The following is a 19,041-nucleotide window of genomic DNA, read 5'->3' on the forward strand; positions in this document are numbered from 1 at the left end:
ATGTCGAAGGGTGTTGTCTTGCTTGCGGCTGGCGGAACGGGCGGGCATCTGTTCCCGGCCGAGGCGCTTGCGCATGAGCTGACCGAGCGCGGCTGGAAGGTGCATCTCGCCACCGACCACCGCGCCGAGCGCTATTCGCGCCAGTTTCCCGCTGTCGAAGTCCACTCGATCCCGTCGGCGACGCTAGGCTCGAAGAATCCGATCGCCATGCTCTCGGCCTTCTGGACGATCTGGCAGGGCGTGCGGCAAGCGGGGCGGGTGATAGCCAGGATCAAGCCGGAGGCCGTGGTCGGCTTCGGCGGTTATCCGACGCTGCCGCCGCTCTATGCGGCGACCCGCCGCAAGGTGCCGACGCTGATCCATGAGCAGAATGCCGTCATGGGCCGCGCCAACAAGGCGCTGTCGGGCCGGGTCGACGCGATTGCCGGCGGCTTCCTGCCGGAAGGCGCAAATGCGGCCGGCGCCAAGACGGTGACCACCGGCAATCCGGTCAGGCCGCAGATACTCGAAGCGGCAAAAACCCCTTACACGGCATCCAGCGGCGGCGAGCCTTTCCGCTTTCTGGTGTTCGGCGGCAGCCAGGGCGCGCAATTCTTTTCCGATGCCGTGCCGGCGGCGATCGTGCTTTTGCCCGAGGAGCAGCGCAAACGGCTGGTGATCACCCAGCAGGCGCGCGCCGAAGACGTGGCGCGGGTGAAGGCCGCCTATGCCAATCTCGGCGTCGACGCGCAGGTCTCGCCCTTCTTCACCGATATGGCGGCGCGCATGGCGGCGGCCCATCTGGTGATGTCGCGCTCCGGCGCCTCGACCGTGTCGGAAATCGCCGTCATCGGCCGCCCCGCGCTGCTGGTGCCTTATCCGCATGCGCTCGACCATGACCAGGCAGCGAATGCCGCGGCGCTTGCCGCGGCCGGCGGGGCCGAGGTCCATCCGCAATCGACGCTTTCGGCCGAACGGATTGCCGCGCTGGTCGGCGGACTGATGGAGGACCCCGGCCGGCTTTCAGCGATGGCCGCGGCAGCCCGCTCGGCCGGAAAACCCGACGCGGCGCGGTTGCTCGCCGATCTGACAGAGGCTATTGCGTCCGGCAAAACGGTTTCGGACCACAGGAGGACGCGCGCATGAAGATGCCGCAGACGATCGGCCTCGTGCATTTCATCGGCATCGGCGGCATCGGCATGAGCGGCATCGCCGAGGTGCTGCACAATCTCGGCTACAAGGTGCAGGGTTCCGACCAGGCGGACGGCGCCAATGTGCAGCGGCTGCGCGACAAAGGCATCGAATGCTTCGTCGGCCACAAGGCCGAGAACATCGGCGACGCCGAAGTGGTGGTGGTGTCGACTGCCATCAAGAAATCCAATCCGGAACTCAAGGCGGCGCGCGAAAAGCTGCTGCCGGTCGTGCGCCGCGCCGAGATGCTCGCCGAATTGATGCGCTTCCGCCAGGCGGTCGCCATCGGCGGCACGCACGGCAAGACGACGACCACCTCGATGGTGGCGACGCTGCTCGAAGCCGGTGGGCTCGACCCGACCGTCATCAACGGCGGCATCATCAACGCCTATGGCACCAATGCCCGCATGGGCGACGGCGAGTGGATGGTGGTCGAGGCCGACGAGAGCGACGGCACCTTCCTCAAGCTGCCGGCCGATATCGCCGTCGTCACCAACATCGATCCGGAACACCTCGACCACTATGGCAGCTTCGACAAGGTGCGCGAGGCGTTCCGCCAATTCGTCGAGAACGTGCCGTTCTACGGCTTCGGCGTGATGTGCACCGACCATCCGGAAGTGCAGGCGCTGGTCGGCCGCATCGAGGACCGGCGCGTCATTACCTATGGCGAGAACGCGCAGGCCGACGTGCGCTTCACCAACCACCGCATGGACGGAGCCGTATCGGAATTCGATGTGGTGATCCGCGATCGCAAGGGCCGCGGCACGACGACGATCGCCAATCTGCGCCTGCCGATGCCCGGCCGGCACAATGTCTCCAACGCGACGGCGGCGATCGCGGTCGCGCATGAGCTCGGCCTGTCGGCCGAGGCGATCAAGAAAGGCCTGTCGTCCTTTGCCGGCGTCAAGCGTCGCTTCACCCACACCGGCTCCTGGAACGGCGTCGACGTGTTCGACGATTACGGTCATCATCCGGTCGAGATCGCGGCGGTGCTGAAGGCCGCGCGCGGGGCTACGAAGGGCCGCGTCATCGCGATCGCGCAGCCGCACCGCTTCACCCGGCTGCACGACCTGTTCGAAGAGTTCTCCGTCTGCTTCAACGATGCCGACACGGTCATGGTGGCGCCGGTCTATCCGGCCGGCGAGGAGCCGATCGAGGGCGTGACCTCGGACGCGCTGGTGTCGCGCATCCGTGCTGGCGGCCACCGCGACGCGCGCTATATCGAAGGTCCGGCGGCAGTCGCGCCGGCCATTCGCGAGCTTGCCAAGCCCGGCGACTTCGTCATCTTCCTGGGCGCCGGCAACATCACGCAATGGGCCTATGCGCTGCCCAAGGAGCTTGGGGGAACGCCCTCATGATGCGCGGCCAGGATCTGATCGATAAGCTCGGCAACAAGCTCGCCGGCCTGCGCGGCCGCGTCACGCCCAATGCCGAGATGGACAAGATCACCTGGTTTCGCGCCGGCGGCCTGGCGGAGGCGCTGTTCCAGCCGGCCGACGAGGAGGACCTCGCGGCCTTCCTGCGCGCGGTGCCGGAAGAAATCCCGATCACCGTCGTCGGCGTCGGCTCGAACCTCCTGGTGCGCGACGGCGGCATTCCCGGTTTCGTGGTGAGGCTCTCTGCCAAGGGATTTGGCGAGGCCGAAGTCACCGGATCGACCACCATCAAGGCCGGCGCCGCGACGCCGGACAAGCGCCTGGCGGCGGTGGCTTATGAAGCCGGTATCGGCGGCTTCCACTTCTATCACGGCATCCCGGGCGCCGTCGGCGGTGCGCTGAGGATGAATGCCGGCGCCAATGGCGTCGAGACACGCGAACGCGTGGCCGAGGTGCGGGCACTCGACCGCGCCGGCAATGTCCATACGCTCAGCAATGCCGACATGGGCTATGCCTACCGCCATTCGTCGGCGCCTGGCGGATTGATCTTCACCTCCGCCGTCTTCGAGGGCGTTCCGGAAGACAAGGCGGTGATCAAGGCGGCGATGGACGCCGTGCAGAACCATCGCGAGACGGTGCAGCCGATCCGCGAGAAGACCGGCGGTTCGACCTTCAAGAATCCCGAAGGCTCGTCGGCCTGGAAAGAGATCGACAAGGCCGGCTGCCGCGGGCTGATGATCGGCGGCGCGCAGATGTCGCCCATGCACTGCAACTTCATGATCAACACCGGCACGGCGACCGGCTACGATCTCGAATATCTCGGCGAGACGGTGCGCGCGCGGGTGCTGGAGAATTCGGGCATCCGCCTGCACTGGGAGATCAAGCGGCTGGGCAACTTCCGGCCGGGTCACGCGGTCCAGGAATTCCTGGGACAGCTTCTTTAGCTCGCTGCGATCTTCAAGTAGTGCTTGAACTTCCGTGGTCGGCGACGCCGTCAAGCGTTGCCGCAAAGACTCAACAACACTCTTTTCGGTCCTGTTTTCGCGGAAAGTGAATCTCTCGGAATCATAGGCACTTGCCAGGGAATCAACTCTCTGATTCTCTGCCCTTAAGCGTTTCCTGATTTGAGTCGTTTGACGCGTTACCCGCGTTTTCCGTCTGGGGGGGCAACCTGCCGGAAGACTCGGACTCACTATGCGGGAATGTTGCGTGCGGAAATATCGGTTGCAGGCCCGGCGTGAGAGGGAATGACGGGATGAAGAAGAAGCATGTGGCTGTTCTCCTGGGTGGATTCTCCTCGGAGCGGCCCGTGTCTCTGTCCTCGGGGAAGGCGTGTGCGGATGCGCTCGAGAATGAAGGCTATCAGGTCACCCGTGTCGATGTTTCGCGCGATGTCGGGTCTGTGCTTGCCGAGCTCAAGCCTGATGTCGCCTTCAATGCGCTGCACGGCCCGTTCGGCGAGGACGGCACCATCCAGGGAATTCTCGAATATCTCGGAATTCCCTACACCCATTCGGGTGTGCTCGCTTCGGCGCTGGCCATGAACAAGGAGCAGGCCAAGAAGGTCGCCAAGGCGTCCGGCATTCCGGTCGCGGAATCGAAGGTGGTCAACCGCTTCGCCGTCCAGAACAAGCATCCGATGAAGCCGCCTTATGTGGTCAAGCCGGTCAACGAAGGGTCGAGCTTCGGCGTCGTCATCGTGCATGAGGGGCAGTCGCATCCGCCGCAGGTGATCGGCTCCTCGGAGTGGAAGTATGGCGAGATCGTCATGGTCGAGCGTTACATCCATGGGCGCGAATTGACTTGCGCTGTGATGGGCGACGTGGCGCTCGGGGTCTGCGAGATCATCCCGACCGGCCATTCCTTCTACGACTACGATTCAAAGTACGTGCCAGGGGGATCAAAACACGAAACCCCTGCAAAAATTTCACCGAATATTTACCAAAAAATACAGACACTGGCCCTCAAGGCTCATCTTGCTATCGGTTGCCGGGGCGTTTCCCGGTCGGACTTCCGTTACGACGACCGTCACTCCGAAAACGGCGAGGTTGTCTGGCTCGAGATCAACACCCAGCCGGGCATGACGCCGACGTCTCTGGTGCCCGAAATCGCCGCGCAAGCGGGACATTCGTTCGGCGATCTGTTGAGTTGGATGGTGGAGGACGCTTCGTGTCTGCGTTGAGGTGGGGACAGGGCAAGGGCGACGGGGCTGGGCCTGCGCTGTTCGGCGTGCCGCTGTCGTTCGACCATTTCGTGCTGCCGCGCCAGCTTCGGCGGCCGGTGCGCTTGCTCGCCCGGCTCTGCGGTGGCGAGTACGAGCCACCGCGCTTTTCGGCCGCGATCCTCTCTGCTGCCTTGTTGGCTTCGTCCGGAGCCTATGGCGCCTATCTCGGCGGCTATGCCGACAGCATCGTGCAGGGCGTGACGGCTCGAACCGGTTTTGCCGTCGACCAGATCATGGTCGTCGGCAATCGTCAGACTTCAGAGATCGACATACTGGACCGGCTCGGCCTCGACGGCTGGACGTCGCTGATCGGCTTCGACGCCGAGGCCGCGCGCGAGCGCATCGCGACGCTGCCCTGGGTCGAGGTAGCGGCGGTGCGCAAGATCTATCCGCATACGCTGGAAGTGCGCGTCGAGGAGCGCCAACCTTTCGCGCTCTGGCAGCAGGGCAGCTCGCTTTCGGTGATCGAGCGCTCGGGCGAGGTGATCGCGCCGTTCTCGGGCGGCAAGGAGGCTTTGCTGCCGCTGATCATCGGCACGGGGGCGCCGGCCAAGGCGCCGGCCTTCCTGGAGAAGATCAAGCGCTATCCCGAGCTGGCAGCGCGGGTCAAAGGCTATATCCGTGTCGGCGAGCGGCGCTGGGATCTCAAGCTCGAGAACGGCATCACGGTGAAGCTGCCGGAGGATGACGAGGATCGGGCGATCGCCGGGCTCGTCAAGCTCGATCGTGACAACGGACTTTTGACGCGCGACATCGCCGCCGTCGACATGCGGCTCACCGATCGGCTGGTGGTGGAGCTCTCGCCGGAAGCAGCGACGCAGCGCGAAGCTGCGCTCAGCGCAAAGCCGAAGAGCCTGTCGAAGCGCAAGCCGGAGACGAAGATATGAGCTGGCTTGGCGGCAGCGGTGATGCTTCCTCGCGGCGGTCGGGCACGCTGACGGTGCTTGACGTCGGCTCGAGCAAGGTTTGCTGCGTGGTGGCGAAGCTGAAGCCGCGCGAGGACGGCAAGCTGCTGCGCGGGCGCTCGCATCGCATCCAGGTGATCGGCATCGGCCATCAGAAGTCGCAGGGCGTGAAGTCGGGCGTCGTCGTCGATCTCGACCGCGCAGAGCATGCCATCCGTCTCGCCGTCGACGCGGCCGAGCGCATGGCCGGCCTCACCGTCGACTCCCTCATCGTCAACATGACGGCCGGCCGGCTGAAGAGCGAGGCCTTCTCGGCAACCATCAATCTCGGCGGCCACCAGGTCGAGGAAGCCGACATCAAGCGCGTGCTCGCCGCCGGCGCCAAGCAGGCATTGCGGGCCGAGCGCGAGGTGGTCCATTCGATTCCCGTCGGTTTCTCGCTCGATGCCGAACGCGGCGTGCGCGACCCGCGCGGCATGGTCGGCGACGCGCTCGGCGTCGACATGCATGTGCTGACCGGCGACGCCGCGCCGATGCGCAATCTGGAGCTCTGCATCAACCGCTCGCATCTTTCGGTCGAGCGCATGGTGGCGACGCCCTATGCCAGCGGCCTCGCGGCCCTGGTCGACGACGAGCTCGAAATGGGCGCCGCCTGCATCGACATGGGCGGCGGCACCACGACGATCTCGGTGTTCTCGGAAGGCAAGTTCGTGCATGGCGACGCCATCGCCATCGGCGGCAACCACGTGACGCTCGACATGGCCAAGGGCCTGTCGACCTCGCTCGACGCCGCCGAGCGGCTGAAGGTGATGCATGGCTCGGCGCTGCCGGGCAGCGCCGACGACCGCGACCTGGTCTCCATCCAGCCGATCGGCGAGGAGGGCGAGCTGCCGCTGCAGATCCCGCGGTCGGTGATGACGCGCATCATCCGCGCGCGCATCGACGAGACGCTCGAGCTTCTGCGCGACCGGTTGAACAAGTCGGGCTACGGCAACGCCGTCGGCAAGCGCGTCGTTCTCACCGGCGGCGCCAGCCAACTGGCCGGCCTGCCCGAAGCGGCCCGCCGCATGCTCGGACGCAATGTGCGCATCGGCCGGCCGCTCGGCGTGGCAGGCCTGCCGGAAGCGGCCAAGGGGCCGGCGTTCTCGACCCCGGTCGGGCTTCTGATCTATCCGCAGATGGCGAGCTTCGAGAGCCATTCGGCGAAAGGACTTTCCGGTTTCAGAATGACCGGAACTGGCGGAAAACTGCATCGCATGAGTCAGTGGTTGAGAGACAGTTTTTGATTTGACGGGGACAGCCCCATAGGCGGCCGCAGCGGCGAAGCGGCGGGAAAGGCAAAGGACGGAGACAATGACCATCAATCTGCAAAAGCCGGACATCACCGAGCTGAAGCCACGCATCACCGTGTTCGGTGTCGGCGGCGGCGGCGGCAATGCGGTCAACAACATGATCACCGCCGGCTTGCGCGGCGTCGAATTCGTGGTGGCCAACACCGACGCGCAGGCGCTGACGATGTCGAAGTCGGAACGGCTGATCCAGCTCGGCGCGCATGTCACCGAGGGGCTCGGCGCCGGCTCGCAGCCGGAAGTCGGCCGCGCCGCGGCTGAAGAATGCATCGACGAGATCATCGATCATCTGTCCAACACGCATATGTGCTTCGTCACCGCCGGCATGGGCGGCGGCACTGGCACGGGCGCCGCGCCGGTCGTTGCCCGCGCCGCCCGCGAGAAGGGCATCCTCACCGTCGGCGTCGTCACCAAGCCGTTTCATTTCGAAGGCCAGCGGCGCATGAAGACGGCCGACATGGGTATCGAGGAATTGCAGAAATGCGTCGATACGCTCATCGTCATCCCCAACCAGAACCTGTTCCGACTGGCCAATGACAAGACCACCTTCGCCGATGCCTTCGCCATGGCCGACCAGGTGCTCTACTCGGGCGTGGCCTGCATCACCGACCTGATGGTCAAGGAAGGCCTGATCAACCTCGACTTCGCCGACGTCCGTTCGGTGATGCGCGAGATGGGCAAGGCGATGATGGGCACCGGCGAAGCTTCGGGCGAGGGCCGCGCGATGGCCGCCGCGGAAGCCGCGATCGCCAATCCGCTGCTCGACGAAACCTCGATGAAGGGCGCCAAGGGCCTGCTGATCTCGATCACCGGCGGCCGCGACCTCACCCTGTTCGAGGTCGACGAGGCCGCGACCCGCATCCGCGAGGAGGTCGACCAGGACGCCAACATCATCCTGGGCGCGACCTTCGACGAGGAGCTGGAAGGCGTGATCCGCGTCTCCGTGGTCGCCACCGGCATCGACAAGTCGGCGGCCGAAATCGCCGCGGCGCCGATCTCGATCCGCGCGCCGCAGAAGCCGGTCACCCGCCCCGCGGCGCCTGCTCAGGAAAGCCGCCCGGCGCCGGTTCAGCAGCAGGCTTACGAGCCGCGCGCCGTCGATCCGGTCGCCGAGGCGATCCAGCTTGCCGAGGCGAACGCCGCAGCGATGGCACAGCCGCGGCCGGCGCCGGTCGACGACTTCCAGCCGCAGAGCAAGATCTTCCAGGCTCCCCCGGCCCAGCCGCGTCCGCAGCCGGTGATGCCGCAGCAGGCCATGCAGCCCGCGCCGCAGCGCGAGATGCCGCAGCCGGTTGCCGCGGCGCCGCAGCGCATGCCGCGCGTGGAGGATTTTCCGCCGGTGGTGAGGGCGGAAGTGGAAGCCAAGACCCGTCCCGCCGACCATGAGAACAGCGGGCCGATGGGGCTGATCAAGCGGCTGACGAACGGCCTGACCCGCCGCGAGGAAGAGCCGGCCCGACTGCAGCCGGCGCAGCCGCGCGAGCCGAAACTGCGCCAGGCGGCACCGGAGATGCGCCGCCTCGCCAGCCAGGACCCGCAGCTCTACGCGCCGCGCCGCGGCCAGCTCGACGACCAGGGGCGCCTCACGCCGCAGAGCCGCACGGTGCAGGAAGACGACCAGCTGGAGATTCCGGCGTTCCTGCGCCGCCAGGCCAATTAATCGTTGAAGCGCGCCGCGACAGGCAGCGCGCTTCAAACCTTGTTTGATGCGATGTCGTTTCTCTCAAAACCGCTGCGTGTTTTGGGCGACATGCACCAACGATATATAACAGCCGTTAACAGGCAGGCGAGGAATCGTCTGCCTGTTGATGTTAAAAGTTTATCTAAAACAAAGCGTTACGGACGCTTTCTCAATCGATGTCGCGGTTACATGGGGTAAGAAACCGTGATTTGGAGTCTCCCAGACGGGCCATTATCTTCGCGTCGGACTTAAGTCGGTTTGCCGGGATTCGGGGAGTTGGCCCTGCCTGCCGATCACATCAGAGCCGCATGCCCTGTTCATTTGCCGCATTGCGCGGACGCCGGATGATCGATCTGGTTGAAAATGCTCAAAGGGCCGACAAAGCGGACGCTGGCAGCTAGGGCTTATGGGGTTTGTCTTGCACGACTATCAGACGACAGTTAAAGCGCGCGCGACGTTGACCGGCACGGGCGTCCACAGCGGCAAGCCCGTCACCGTTCATTTCCTGCCCGCCGACGCCGATACCGGCATCGTGTTCCACCTTTCCAATGGCGGCGAGGGGCACGAGTTTCGCGCACTGGTCTCCGAGGTTGGCGCCACCGACCTTTGCACCATGCTCGGCGACCCGTCCGGCGAGCACATCGGAACCGTCGAGCACCTCATGGCGACGGTTTTCGGACTCGGCATCGACAACCTCATCATCGAGATCGACGGCCCGGAAGTTCCCATCCTCGACGGCAGCGCCGTGGCCTTTGTCGAAGCCTTCGAGCAGGCGGGCATCGAGACGCTGGCGGTCAAGCGCCGCTATATCCGCGTAGTCAAGCCGGTTCGTATCGAAGCCGGCGCGTCCTGGGCGGAGTTCCGCCCTTATGACGGCACGCGATTCGAGGTGGAGATCGATTTCGAGAGCCCGGCCATCGGCCGCCAGCTCTTTGCCTCCGACATCAACCCCGATATCTTCCGCCGCGACATCGCGCGGGCGCGCACCTTCGGCTTCATGAAGGATGTCGAGCGGCTGTGGGCCGCCGGCTACGCGCTCGGCTCGTCGCTTGAGAACTCGCTGGTCATCGGCGACGACAACCGCGTCATCAATGTCGGCGGACTGCGCTATCCCAACGAATTCGCCCGGCACAAGACGCTCGACGCCATGGGCGACCTGGCGCTTGCCGGCGCGCGCTTCATCGGCTGCTTCCGCTCCTATCGCGGCGGCCATCGCATGAACGCGGCGGCGCTGCGCCGCCTGCTGTCCGACCGCACGGCTTTCGAGATCGTCGAGACACGGCGCCGCGAGCGCGGCCGCGTCGCCGAGATGATCGCTGTCAGCGGACCGGTCTACGCGCCCTGGGTGATCTGATTTTTAACCGTTTTCTGGCTTTGTATCGCGAGCTTGTGTTGCACAATTGCATCATAGGTCGGTGAAATTGCGCGGCCGGGGGCGCAACGCGAGACCGCCACAAAAATGCGCGATTGGCCGGACATAGCGTTGCCGGGCAAGGGGATAATGGTTTATGGCTGCGGCCCGGACCGAAACGACGCCGAAAGGGCGGAATCCAAACATGTTTTTCTCGCGAGTTGATCAATCGAGTACGCCATATCGGGCCGTGTTCCTGGCGTTTTCGTTGGTCGTCCCGTCGCTGCTGCTGTCGGCCTGCATGTCGTCCGAGAAGGACGTCAATCTGGCGACCTATGTCGACCAGACCGAACCCGCGGACGTCCTCTACAACCAGGGTCTCGCCAACCTGAATGCCGGCCGCCTCGATGAGGCCAGCAAGAAGTTCGACGCCGTCGACCGCCAGCATCCCTATTCGGAATTCGCCCGCAAATCGATGGTGATGGGCGCCTTCGCCGACTATCGCGCCGGCAACTACGACGAGGCGATCGGTTCCGCCAAGCGCTACCTGACGCTTTATCCGTCGACCGACGACGCGCCTTACGCGCAGTACATCATCGGCTTGAGCTACTACCGTCAGATCAAGGATGTCACCCAGGACCAGAAGGAAGCGCGCCAGACTGTGCAGACCATGCAGGACCTGGTGACGCGCTGGCCGACCTCCGAATATGTCGACGACGCCAAGGACAAGATCCGCTTCGCCACCGACCAGCTCGCCGGCAAGGAGATGCAGATCGGCCGCTACTATCTCGAACGCCGCGAGTATATCGCCGCCGTCAAGCGCTTCCGCACCGTGGTCGAGACCTACTCCAACACGCGCCATGTCGAGGAAGCGCTCGCGCGCCTGACCGAAGCCTACTATGCGATGGGCCTGACCTCGGAGGCGCAGACCGCCGCGGCGGTGCTCGGCAACAACTATCCGGACAGCCAGTGGTACAAGGATTCCTACAAGCTCCTGCAGAGCAACGGGCTTCAGCCGCGTGAAAATGCCGGATCGTGGATATCCAAGGCCGGGAAGCTGATCACCGGCGCCTGACACTCCTCATGCTGTCCAGACTGTCGATCCGCGATATCGTCCTGATCGAGAAGCTGGACATCGACTTCTTGCCCGGACTCTCAGTGCTGACCGGCGAGACCGGCGCCGGCAAGTCCATCCTGCTCGATGCGTTGTCGCTGGCGCTTGGTGCGCGCGGCGACGCTTCGCTCGTCCGCCATGGCGCGGCGCAGGGCCAGGTCATCGCGGTGTTCGATGTGCCGCGCAACCATCCGGCGCGCACGCTGCTTTCCGACAACGACATAGAGGACGACGGCGACATCATCCTGCGTCGCGTGCAGACGGCCGATGGCCGCACGCGCGTGTTCGTCAACGACCAGCCATCCAGCGTCACCCTGATGCGCGACGTCGGCCGCGCGCTGGTCGAGATCCACGGCCAGCACGACGAGCGCGCGCTCGTCGATCCCGGCGCCCATCGCGAATTGCTGGATAGTTTCGGCGGCCATCTCGGCGCCGTGCGCGGCGCGGGCGAGGCCTGGCGCTACTGGCGGAACTGCGAGCAGGAGCTTTCCCGCCACCGCGCCAAGGTCGAGGCGGCGGCGCGCGAAGCCGACTATCTCAGGGCCTCCGTCGCCGAGCTGGCGAAGCTCGACCCGCAGCCCGGCGAGGAGACCGAGCTGGCCGAACTGCGCGCCCGGATGATGCGGGCCGAGAAGATCGCGTCCGAGATCCACGATGCGCAGGATGTGCTGTCGGGGCCGTCCTCGCCGCTGCCGCAGCTTGCCAGCCTGCTGCGTCGGCTGCAGCGCAAGGCGGGCGAAGTGCCGGGGCTGCTCGACGACGTGGTGAAATCGCTGGACGAGGCGATGATATCGCTCGACGCGGCGCAGTCCGGCGTGGAATTGGCGCTTCGCGCCACCGAATACGATCCGCAGCGCCTCGAAAAGGCCGAGGAGCGGCTGTTTGCGCTGCGCGCGGCCTCGCGCAAGCACAATGTCGCGGTCGACGATCTGGCGCAGCTGCGCGACACGATGGCGGCCGACCTTGCCGATCTCGATGCCGGCGAGGAGCGGCTGCACGGGCTGGAGAAGCAAGCCGCCGCCGCAAGCGAGGCTTACGACATATCCGCGGCGCAGCTCTCATCGCTCCGTCACGCCGCCGCAGCCGGCCTGACCAAGGCGGTGATGGCCGAATTGCCGGCCCTCAAGCTCGAACGGGCCGAGTTCATCGTCGAGATGGTGAGCGATGCCGAAAGCCGGATGGAAGAGGGTATCGACCAGGTCGAATTCTGGGTGCGCACCAATCCGGGCACCAGGCCTGGGCCGATGATGAAGGTCGCCTCGGGCGGCGAGCTGTCGCGCTTCCTCCTGGCGCTGAAGGTGGCGCTGGCCGACCGAGGCTCGGCGCCGACCCTGGTCTTCGACGAGATCGACACCGGCGTCGGCGGCGCGGTGGCCGACGCCATCGGCCAGCGGCTGGCGCGACTCTCGAAGCGGGTGCAGGTGCTTTCGGTCACCCATGCGCCGCAGGTGGCGGCACGCGCCGCCACGCATTTCCTGATTTCCAAGTCCGGCGGCAAGGACCGCGTCGCTACCGGCATCGCCGAGATGGACCGCGCGGCGCGCCAGGAAGAGATCGCGCGCATGCTGGCCGGCGCGACCATCACCGACGAGGCGCGCGCGGCGGCCGAGCGGCTGCTGCGCGAGAATACTGCAGCAGCTTAGAGGCTGATCTCTCCGCTTGAAGGATGAGTCAGCAGATGGCTGCATCCCGCTGTTCAGGAATGATTCTTGCGCGAGCCGACTCCCCCATGCCGAATCCTGATTTATAGTGGCGCGCCATTAATCGAGGACCGCGCTTCATGTCGGAAAAACCAGTCGAATCGCTGAGCGAAAGCGAGGCCGCGGATGAGCTGAAGCGGCTGGCGACGGAGATCGCCGAACACGACCGGCGCTACCATACGGAGGACGCGCCGACGATCTCGGACGCCGAGTATGACGCGCTGGCGCGGCGCAACCTCGCCATAGAAGAACGCTATCCCGATCTCGTGCGCGAGGATTCGCCGTCGCGCCGGGTCGGCGCGCCGCCGGCGGAAGGCTTTGCCAAGGTGCGGCACGCCGTGCCGATGCTCAGCCTCGCCAAGGCCTATACCGACCAGGACGTCGCCGATTTCATCGAGCGCGGCCGGCGCTTCTTCGATCGCGACAAGGATCTCGACATCGCCTTCACCGCCGAACCGAAGATCGATGGGCTGTCGGCATCGCTGCGCTATGAAAACGGCGTGTTCGTGCAAGGCGCGACGCGCGGCGACGGCGCCGTCGGCGAGGACATCACCGCCAATCTGAAGACGATCGCCGACATTCCGAAGGTGCTGAAGGGCTCGGGCTGGCCGGAGGTCATCGAAGTCCGCGGCGAGGTCTACATGACCTATGCCGAATTCGAGGCGCTGAAGCAGCGCTCGGCGGCGGTCGGCGGCCAGGACTACGTCAATCCGCGCAACACGGCGGCCGGATCGCTGCGCCAGAAGGACCCATCGATCACCGCCAGCCGCAACCTCAAATTCTTCGCCTATGCCTGGGGCTACACGACCGCTGATCCGGCACCGACACAGTATGATTCGGTGCAGAAATTCAGCGAGTGGGGCTTCAAGGTCAGCCCGCTGATGGTGCGGGCGAAGTCGATCGAGGAGCTCATCGCGCAGTATCATCAAATCGAGGAGCTGCGCTCGTCGCTCGGCTACGACATCGACGGCGTCGTCTACAAGGTCGATCAGCTTGAGCTGCAGCGCCGCTGGGGTTTCGTAACCGGCGAGCCGCGCTGGGCGGTCGCCCACAAATTCCCGGCTGAGCAGGCGATGACGACGGTCGAGAGGATCGACATCCAGGTCGGCCGCACCGGCACGCTTGCGCCGGTGGCGCGGCTGGCGCCGGTTACGGTCGGTGGTGTGGTGGTCGAGAACGTCACGCTGCACAACGAAGACTATATCAAGGGTTTCGACAGCAACGGCCAGCCGATCCGCGACGGCATCGATGTGCGCATCGGCGACACGGTCGTCATCCAGCGGGCAGGGGACGTCATTCCGCAGATCGTCAGCGTCGTCATCGACAAGCGTCCTGCCAATGCCGTGCCTTACGAATTCCCGCACACCTGCCCGGTCTGCGGCTCGCCGGCGACGCGTGAGATCAACGAGAAGACCGGCAAGGAGGATTCACGCCGCCGCTGCACCGGCGAACTGATCTGCGCCGCGCAAGCCGTGGAGGGGCTGCGCCACTTCGTGTCGCGCGGCGCGCTCGATATCGAGGGCCTGGGCGCCGAAAACATCGACCTCTTCTTCAATTCGGGGCTGGTCAAGACGGCCGCCGACATCTTCACGCTGAAGGACCGCAGGCCGGCCGTCACCAAGGCGCTGGCCGAGCGGCGCGAGGAGCAGGCAAGGCTGCGCGAAGAAGCATCGGGCAAGACGCGCAAGAATGTGCGCAGCGTCGAGGAGCGCAACTACGAGGGTCTCGACAAGCTGTTCGCGGCCATCGACGCGCGCCGCGAGCCGGAGCTCGACCGCTTCATCTTCGCGCTCGGCATCCGCCATATCGGCGAAACGACTGCCGCCGTCCTTGCCCGCCAGTTCTCGACCATCGAGGAGCTGATCCGTATCGGCAAGGAGACGGCGAAGGCCGAGGATCCGCACACCGTCTTCCCATCGATCAACGGGATCGGCGACACCGTGATCAACGCGCTGCGCGACTTCTTCGGCAACGAGCGCAACGACGACGTGCTCGACGCGCTGTTGGCGCAGGTCCATCCAAAGCCGTATGTCGTCGAGATTTCGGCCGACAGCGAGGTCTCCGGCAAGACGGTGGTGTTCACCGGCACGCTGGAGAAGATGACGCGCTCCGAGGCCAAGGCGATGGCGGAGCGCCTGGGCGCCAAGGTTGCCGGTTCGGTTTCGGCCAAGACCGATCTGGTTGTGGCGGGACCCGGCGCCGGCTCCAAGCTCAAGGTCGCGACCGACCTCGGCATCGAGGTGATCGACGAGGACACCTGGCTGCAACGCATCGGCAGGGCCGGCTGATGGCCGGCGCGTTCAAGGGTCTCGGGCAGAAGGCCATCCCGTTCCTGAAGGCGCTCGACTTCCACCAGAGCCGCGAGTGGTTCCAGGAGAACCGCGACCTTTATCAAAGTGAACTGCACGAGCCGTTCTGCGATCTGGTCGAGACGCTCAGCGAACGTTTCGAGAAGGCGAAACTCGGCTTGCGCGGCGATCGCAAGAAGTCGCTGTTTCGTATCAATCGCGACGTACGTTTTTCGAAGGACAAACGGCCCTACAACCGGCATCTCTCGGCCATCCTGTCGCCCGACGGCACCAAGATGGAGCAGGGCGTGTTCTACGTGCATATCGGGCTCGAGCGGTGCTTCTCCGGCGTCGCCTGGTGGCAGCCGGCGCCGGAACTGCTGCAGGCGATGCGCAGGGCGATCGTGACGAAGCCAGCGGCGTTCCGCGGCATGGTCACTTCACTCAAGAAGGCAGGCCTTGAGCTCGATGCGGAGGACCGCCTGAAGCGCGCGCCACGCGGCTTCGAGGACATTGCCGACGACGATCTCGCCCAGGCGGTGCGCAATCGGCATTTCGTGGTGCGGCACGATATCGATCCGGCGACGATCCATTCGCCGAAACTGGTCGACGATCTGGTCGATTTCACCTTGCGGGCCAAGCCGCTGCTCGACTGGGGCAGGGCGATACAGGGCAAAACCGGATAACCGGAAATCCGTTTCGCGATCAGTTCCGCTGATCGTCGGCTCAAGCGAATTGGTGTGACAAGGAAGGCGACGCTCCCTACATCAAGCCGCCTGACGCGCGTCGCCTGAAACGGGTTCAGGCGACGCGCTTCAAGTCCTTGTTTTGATGCATGTCGTTATCCCAGAACCGCTGCGCACTTCTGGGCGACATGCAAAAGGGAGCAGTTGGATGTCAGCGGAAGCAATCTCCGAAGACCGCGCCAAGAGCGAGTTCTGGGACGGTGTACGGTTGTCGATGCCGGTGGTCGTCGCTTCTGCGCCGTTCGCCGTGCTGTTTGGCGCTTTAGCTGTCGACAACGGCTTTTCCGTCCTTGAGGCTTTCCTGATGAGCGCGCTGATTTTCGGCGGCGCCAGCCAGATGGTCGGCATCGAATTGTTCGGCCAGCATGTCGCGCCGTGGCTGATCGTGTTGTCGATCTTCGCGGTCAATTTCCGCCACGTGCTCTATTCCGCCGGCATCGGCCGCCGCATTGCGCATTGGCCGGTGCTGCAGCAGGCGCTCGGCTATTTCATCCTGACCGATCCGCAATATGCCGTTGCCGAGGCGAGGGCGGCCTCCGGCCAGCCGGTCGGGTTCGTCTGGTATCTGGGGCTCGGCCTGCCGGTCTACGTGTTCTGGGTCGCCGAAAGCGCGCTTGGCGCGGTGTTCGGCAAGATGATCCCTGACACCCATGCGCTGGGCATCGATTTCTTGCTGCCGATCTATTTTCTTGGCCTGGTGCTTGGCTTCCGCAAACGGCCGCTGTGGCTGCCTGTGGTCGTGGCGAGCGCCGTTGCCTCCATCGTCGCCTACAAGACGGTCGGCTCGCCCTGGCACGTTTCGATCGGGGCCGTGGCCGGCGTGCTGCTTGCCGTGATCCTGCCGCCGCATCACAGCGGCGTGGGAGAGCGGCCATGAGCACCACCTTCTGGATCATCCTTGCCGGCGCGATCGCCACCTATCTCACCCGCGTCGGCGGCCACCTCGTCATCTCGCGCTTCGACAACATCCATCCGCGGGTCGAGGCAGGCTTGAACGCCGTGCCGGCCGCGGTGCTGACGACGCTGGTGGCGCCGGCCGTGCTCGGCGCCGGACCGGCCGAATGGGCGGCGCTGATTGTCACCGCAATAGTGTCGCTGCGTGGCGGCCTGATGGCGATGTTCCTGGCCGGCGCTGCAGTCTTGATTCTGGCCAGGCAGTTCGTCGGGTAGAAATCAGATTTTCGCGTCGTGCGGCAGCGGCGCTGTCGCCTTCTCCAGCCAGGCCAGCGTTTCGCCGTCCACCATCGGACCGATCTCCGCCAAGACCCGTGCATGGTACTGATCGAGCCAGTGCAGCTCGTCGCGCGTCAGAAGATCGGTGCGGATGAGGCGCTTGTCGATCGGCGCCAGCGTCAGCGTCTCGAGGCCATGCACGGCGATGTCGCCGCCCTCGATCTGTTCGGCGGGCGTGACGAGGATCAGGTTCTCGATGCGAATGCCGTAGGCGCCCTCCTTGTAGTAGCCCGGTTCGTTGGACAGCATCATGCCGCCAAGCAGCTTCTCGGTGCCGGTGCGGGCGATGCGCTGCGGTCCTTCGTGCACGGCAAGATAGGAGCCGACGCCGTGGCCGGTGCCGTGGGCGAAGTCGCAGCCATGCTTCCACAGCGCCATGCGGGCGACCGCATCGATCTCCGAGCCGCGCGTGCCTGCCGGAAAGCGCAGCATCGAGATGCCGATCATGCCTTTCAGCACCAGCGTGAAGCGCTCGCGCATCTCCTCGGTCGGCTGGCCGATCGGCACGGTGCGGGTGATGTCGGTGGTGCCGTCCTGGTACTGTCCGCCGGAATCGAGCAGGAACAGCTCGCCGCTCTGAAGCTTGCGGCTGGTGGCACGTGACACGCGATAGTGCATGATGGCGCCGTTCGGGCCGGCGCCGGAAATCGTGTCGAAGGAGACGTCGCGCAGCGGCATCTGCGTTTCCTCGCCGGTCTGCCGGCGCACCTCTTCGAGCTTGGTGACGACGTCGATCTCGTCGAGCTTGCCCGGCTCCTGCCGGTCGAGCCAGCAGAGCAGCTTCGCGACAGCCGCGCCGTCGCGGCGGTGCGCGGCGCGGCTGCCGGCGATCTCGGCCTGGTTCTTGGTCGCGCGCGGGATGCGGGCGGGATCGGCGGCCGAAACGACCTTGCCGCCATTGTCCTCGACCAGCATCTTGAGCTTTTCCGCCGCCAGCACGGGATCGAGCGCGATCCTTGCGCCATCGTCGGCAAGCCCAGCGATGGCTGCTTCGAACTCGCCCGGATCGTGCAGGTCGGCAAGCTGGGTGAGATAGGCCGCGACCTGGCGCGAGAATTTGCGCGGGTCCATGAAGAGCTGGTGCTTGCCGTCTGCGGCGAGGATGGCGAAGCCGAGCGCCAGCGGCGTGTGCGCCACGTCACCGCCACGGATGTTGAAGGCCCAGGCTATTGAAGAGGGGTCCGTGAGCACGGCGTGCGTCGCGCTCTCCTTTTCGATTGCGCCCGCCAGCCGGGCCAGCTTGTCCTTGGCGAGCTCGCCGGCGAAGGCGATGGGGTGGAGCTCCACCGGTGCGCGAGGCGGCTCCGGCTGGTCTTTCCAGATGATGTCGATCGGATTCCTGTCGAGCGGCACCAGCGTCGCGCCGGACTGCTCGGCCGAAGCTTTCAGCGCCTTGACCTCGCCGATCGTATGCAGCCAAGGGTCGAAGCCGAGCCTGGCGCCCTTGCCGAGATTGTCGTTGATCCAGGAGGCCGGCGGATTGTCGACGAGGCTTTCGACGGTGAAGATCGAAAGGTCGACCTCGCCGCGCACCTGCAGCGTGTAGCGGCCGTCAACGAAGATGAAGGCGCGGTCGCGCAGGATGATGGCGACGCCGGCCGAGCCGGAAAAGCCGGTCAGCCATTTCAGCCGCGCCGAGCGGTCGGCGACATATTCGCCCTGATGTTCGTCGGCGCGCGGCACCATGAATCCGTCCAGGCCGTTCTCCGCCAGCCATTGACGCAGCATCGCCACGCGCGGCTTGCCGACAGCCGGATCACCGGCGGAATCAAAGGTCTGGAACATGGTCGTCTCCCTCGAATGGCGGCGCATGACCCCGAAAATCGGAGTCGATTTTCGGAAAGGATCATGCGCGAAATCAAAGTGCTACAGCGTCCTTTGCGCGTCCAAAGGACGCGCGGCGC

Annotated in this window: 15 protein-coding genes; 14 read left to right on the forward strand and 1 reads right to left on the reverse strand. The window is 65.4% G+C overall.

Annotation, left to right across the window (positions count from 1 at the left end):
* The 14 genes from murG to EJ067_RS28560 all read left to right on the forward strand — a co-directional run bounded on the left by murG (position 1) and on the right by EJ067_RS28560 (position 17,074).
* On the forward strand, positions 1-1,125 hold the full coding sequence (murG, locus tag EJ067_RS28495) for an undecaprenyldiphospho-muramoylpentapeptide beta-N-acetylglucosaminyltransferase (RefSeq protein ID WP_126088476.1): 1,125 nt from the start codon (positions 1-3) through the stop codon (positions 1,123-1,125).
* Positions 1,122-2,528 carry a UDP-N-acetylmuramate--L-alanine ligase gene (gene murC, locus EJ067_RS28500; RefSeq protein ID WP_126088477.1) on the forward strand — a complete coding sequence of 469 codons (1,407 nt, stop codon included), beginning with the start codon at positions 1,122-1,124 and terminating at the stop codon, positions 2,526-2,528. The genes murG and murC overlap by 4 nt, the downstream gene beginning before the upstream one ends.
* Positions 2,525-3,490, forward strand: coding sequence for a UDP-N-acetylmuramate dehydrogenase (gene murB / locus EJ067_RS28505; protein ID WP_126088478.1), 966 nt, complete (start codon positions 2,525-2,527; stop codon positions 3,488-3,490). Before murC ends, murB begins: the two co-directional genes overlap by 4 nt.
* A 311-nt stretch (positions 3,491-3,801) precedes the next feature.
* Positions 3,802-4,728 carry a D-alanine--D-alanine ligase gene (locus EJ067_RS28510; RefSeq protein ID WP_126088479.1) on the forward strand — a complete coding sequence of 309 codons (927 nt, stop codon included), beginning with the start codon at positions 3,802-3,804 and terminating at the stop codon, positions 4,726-4,728.
* Positions 4,716-5,657 (forward strand): cell division protein FtsQ/DivIB, encoded by a 942-nt coding sequence (locus tag EJ067_RS28515; protein ID WP_126088480.1) that lies wholly within the window; start codon positions 4,716-4,718, stop codon positions 5,655-5,657. The genes EJ067_RS28510 and EJ067_RS28515 overlap by 13 nt, the downstream gene beginning before the upstream one ends.
* Entirely contained in the window at positions 5,654-6,961 is a 1,308-nt protein-coding gene (ftsA, locus tag EJ067_RS28520; RefSeq protein WP_126088481.1) for a cell division protein FtsA, read from the forward strand. Before EJ067_RS28515 ends, ftsA begins: the two co-directional genes overlap by 4 nt.
* Positions 6,962-7,028: 67 nt before the next feature.
* Positions 7,029-8,684, forward strand: coding sequence for a cell division protein FtsZ (gene ftsZ, locus EJ067_RS28525; RefSeq protein ID WP_126088482.1), 1,656 nt, complete (start codon positions 7,029-7,031; stop codon positions 8,682-8,684).
* A gap of 427 nt (positions 8,685-9,111) precedes the next feature.
* Positions 9,112-10,059, forward strand: a complete 948-nt coding sequence (lpxC, locus tag EJ067_RS28530; protein WP_126088483.1) for a UDP-3-O-acyl-N-acetylglucosamine deacetylase — start codon at positions 9,112-9,114, stop codon at positions 10,057-10,059.
* Between the two features lie 202 nt (positions 10,060-10,261).
* Positions 10,262-11,131: an outer membrane protein assembly factor BamD gene (locus EJ067_RS28535; RefSeq protein ID WP_126088484.1), complete on the forward strand. Its 870-nt coding sequence runs from the start codon at positions 10,262-10,264 to the stop codon at positions 11,129-11,131.
* Positions 11,132-11,139: 8 nt separating this feature from the next.
* A complete protein-coding gene (gene recN / locus EJ067_RS28540; protein WP_126088485.1) occupies positions 11,140-12,813 on the forward strand; it encodes a DNA repair protein RecN in 1,674 nt (557 codons plus the stop codon).
* Between the two features lie 137 nt (positions 12,814-12,950).
* Complete coding sequence (gene ligA, locus EJ067_RS28545) at positions 12,951-15,158, forward strand: NAD-dependent DNA ligase LigA (RefSeq protein ID WP_126088486.1); 2,208 nt, start codon at positions 12,951-12,953, stop codon at positions 15,156-15,158.
* The gene (locus EJ067_RS28550) at positions 15,158-15,844 is read left to right on the forward strand and encodes a TIGR02453 family protein (RefSeq protein WP_126088487.1); all 687 of its coding nucleotides are present in this window, start codon (positions 15,158-15,160) and stop codon (positions 15,842-15,844) included. Before ligA ends, EJ067_RS28550 begins: the two co-directional genes overlap by 1 nt.
* A gap of 208 nt (positions 15,845-16,052) precedes the next feature.
* Positions 16,053-16,781 carry an AzlC family ABC transporter permease gene (locus tag EJ067_RS28555; protein ID WP_126088488.1) on the forward strand — a complete coding sequence of 243 codons (729 nt, stop codon included), beginning with the start codon at positions 16,053-16,055 and terminating at the stop codon, positions 16,779-16,781.
* Complete coding sequence (locus EJ067_RS28560; RefSeq protein ID WP_126088489.1) at positions 16,778-17,074, forward strand: AzlD family protein; 297 nt, start codon at positions 16,778-16,780, stop codon at positions 17,072-17,074. Before EJ067_RS28555 ends, EJ067_RS28560 begins: the two co-directional genes overlap by 4 nt.
* Positions 17,075-17,077: 3 nt before the next feature.
* On the opposite strand, the gene EJ067_RS28565 is transcribed toward EJ067_RS28560, so the two are convergent.
* On the reverse strand, positions 17,078-18,922 hold the full coding sequence (locus EJ067_RS28565; RefSeq protein WP_126088490.1) for an aminopeptidase P family protein: 1,845 nt from the start codon (positions 18,920-18,922) through the stop codon (positions 17,078-17,080).
* Positions 18,923-19,041: the final 119 nt, after the last annotated feature.

It is taken from the genome of Mesorhizobium sp. M1D.F.Ca.ET.043.01.1.1 (assembly GCF_003952385.1).
Taxonomy (GTDB): domain Bacteria; phylum Pseudomonadota; class Alphaproteobacteria; order Rhizobiales; family Rhizobiaceae; genus Mesorhizobium.

Coding starts and splice junctions, on each gene's coding strand:
- ligA (WP_126088486.1), top strand. CDS start 12,951: ATGTCGGAAAAACCAGTCGAATCGCTGAGCGAAAGCGAGGCCGCGGAT.
- murC (WP_126088477.1), top strand. CDS start 1,122: ATGAAGATGCCGCAGACGATCGGCCTCGTGCATTTCATCGGCATCGGC.
- EJ067_RS28555 (WP_126088488.1), top strand. CDS start 16,053: ATGTCAGCGGAAGCAATCTCCGAAGACCGCGCCAAGAGCGAGTTCTGG.
- lpxC (WP_126088483.1), top strand. CDS start 9,112: ATGGGGTTTGTCTTGCACGACTATCAGACGACAGTTAAAGCGCGCGCG.
- EJ067_RS28510 (WP_126088479.1), top strand. CDS start 3,802: ATGAAGAAGAAGCATGTGGCTGTTCTCCTGGGTGGATTCTCCTCGGAG.
- recN (WP_126088485.1), top strand. CDS start 11,140: ATGCTGTCCAGACTGTCGATCCGCGATATCGTCCTGATCGAGAAGCTG.
- ftsA (WP_126088481.1), top strand. CDS start 5,654: ATGAGCTGGCTTGGCGGCAGCGGTGATGCTTCCTCGCGGCGGTCGGGC.
- EJ067_RS28565 (WP_126088490.1), bottom strand. CDS start 18,922: ATGTTCCAGACCTTTGATTCCGCCGGTGATCCGGCTGTCGGCAAGCCG.
- murG (WP_126088476.1), top strand. CDS start 1: ATGTCGAAGGGTGTTGTCTTGCTTGCGGCTGGCGGAACGGGCGGGCAT.
- ftsZ (WP_126088482.1), top strand. CDS start 7,029: ATGACCATCAATCTGCAAAAGCCGGACATCACCGAGCTGAAGCCACGC.
- EJ067_RS28560 (WP_126088489.1), top strand. CDS start 16,778: ATGAGCACCACCTTCTGGATCATCCTTGCCGGCGCGATCGCCACCTAT.
- EJ067_RS28550 (WP_126088487.1), top strand. CDS start 15,158: ATGGCCGGCGCGTTCAAGGGTCTCGGGCAGAAGGCCATCCCGTTCCTG.
- EJ067_RS28535 (WP_126088484.1), top strand. CDS start 10,262: ATGTTTTTCTCGCGAGTTGATCAATCGAGTACGCCATATCGGGCCGTG.
- murB (WP_126088478.1), top strand. CDS start 2,525: ATGATGCGCGGCCAGGATCTGATCGATAAGCTCGGCAACAAGCTCGCC.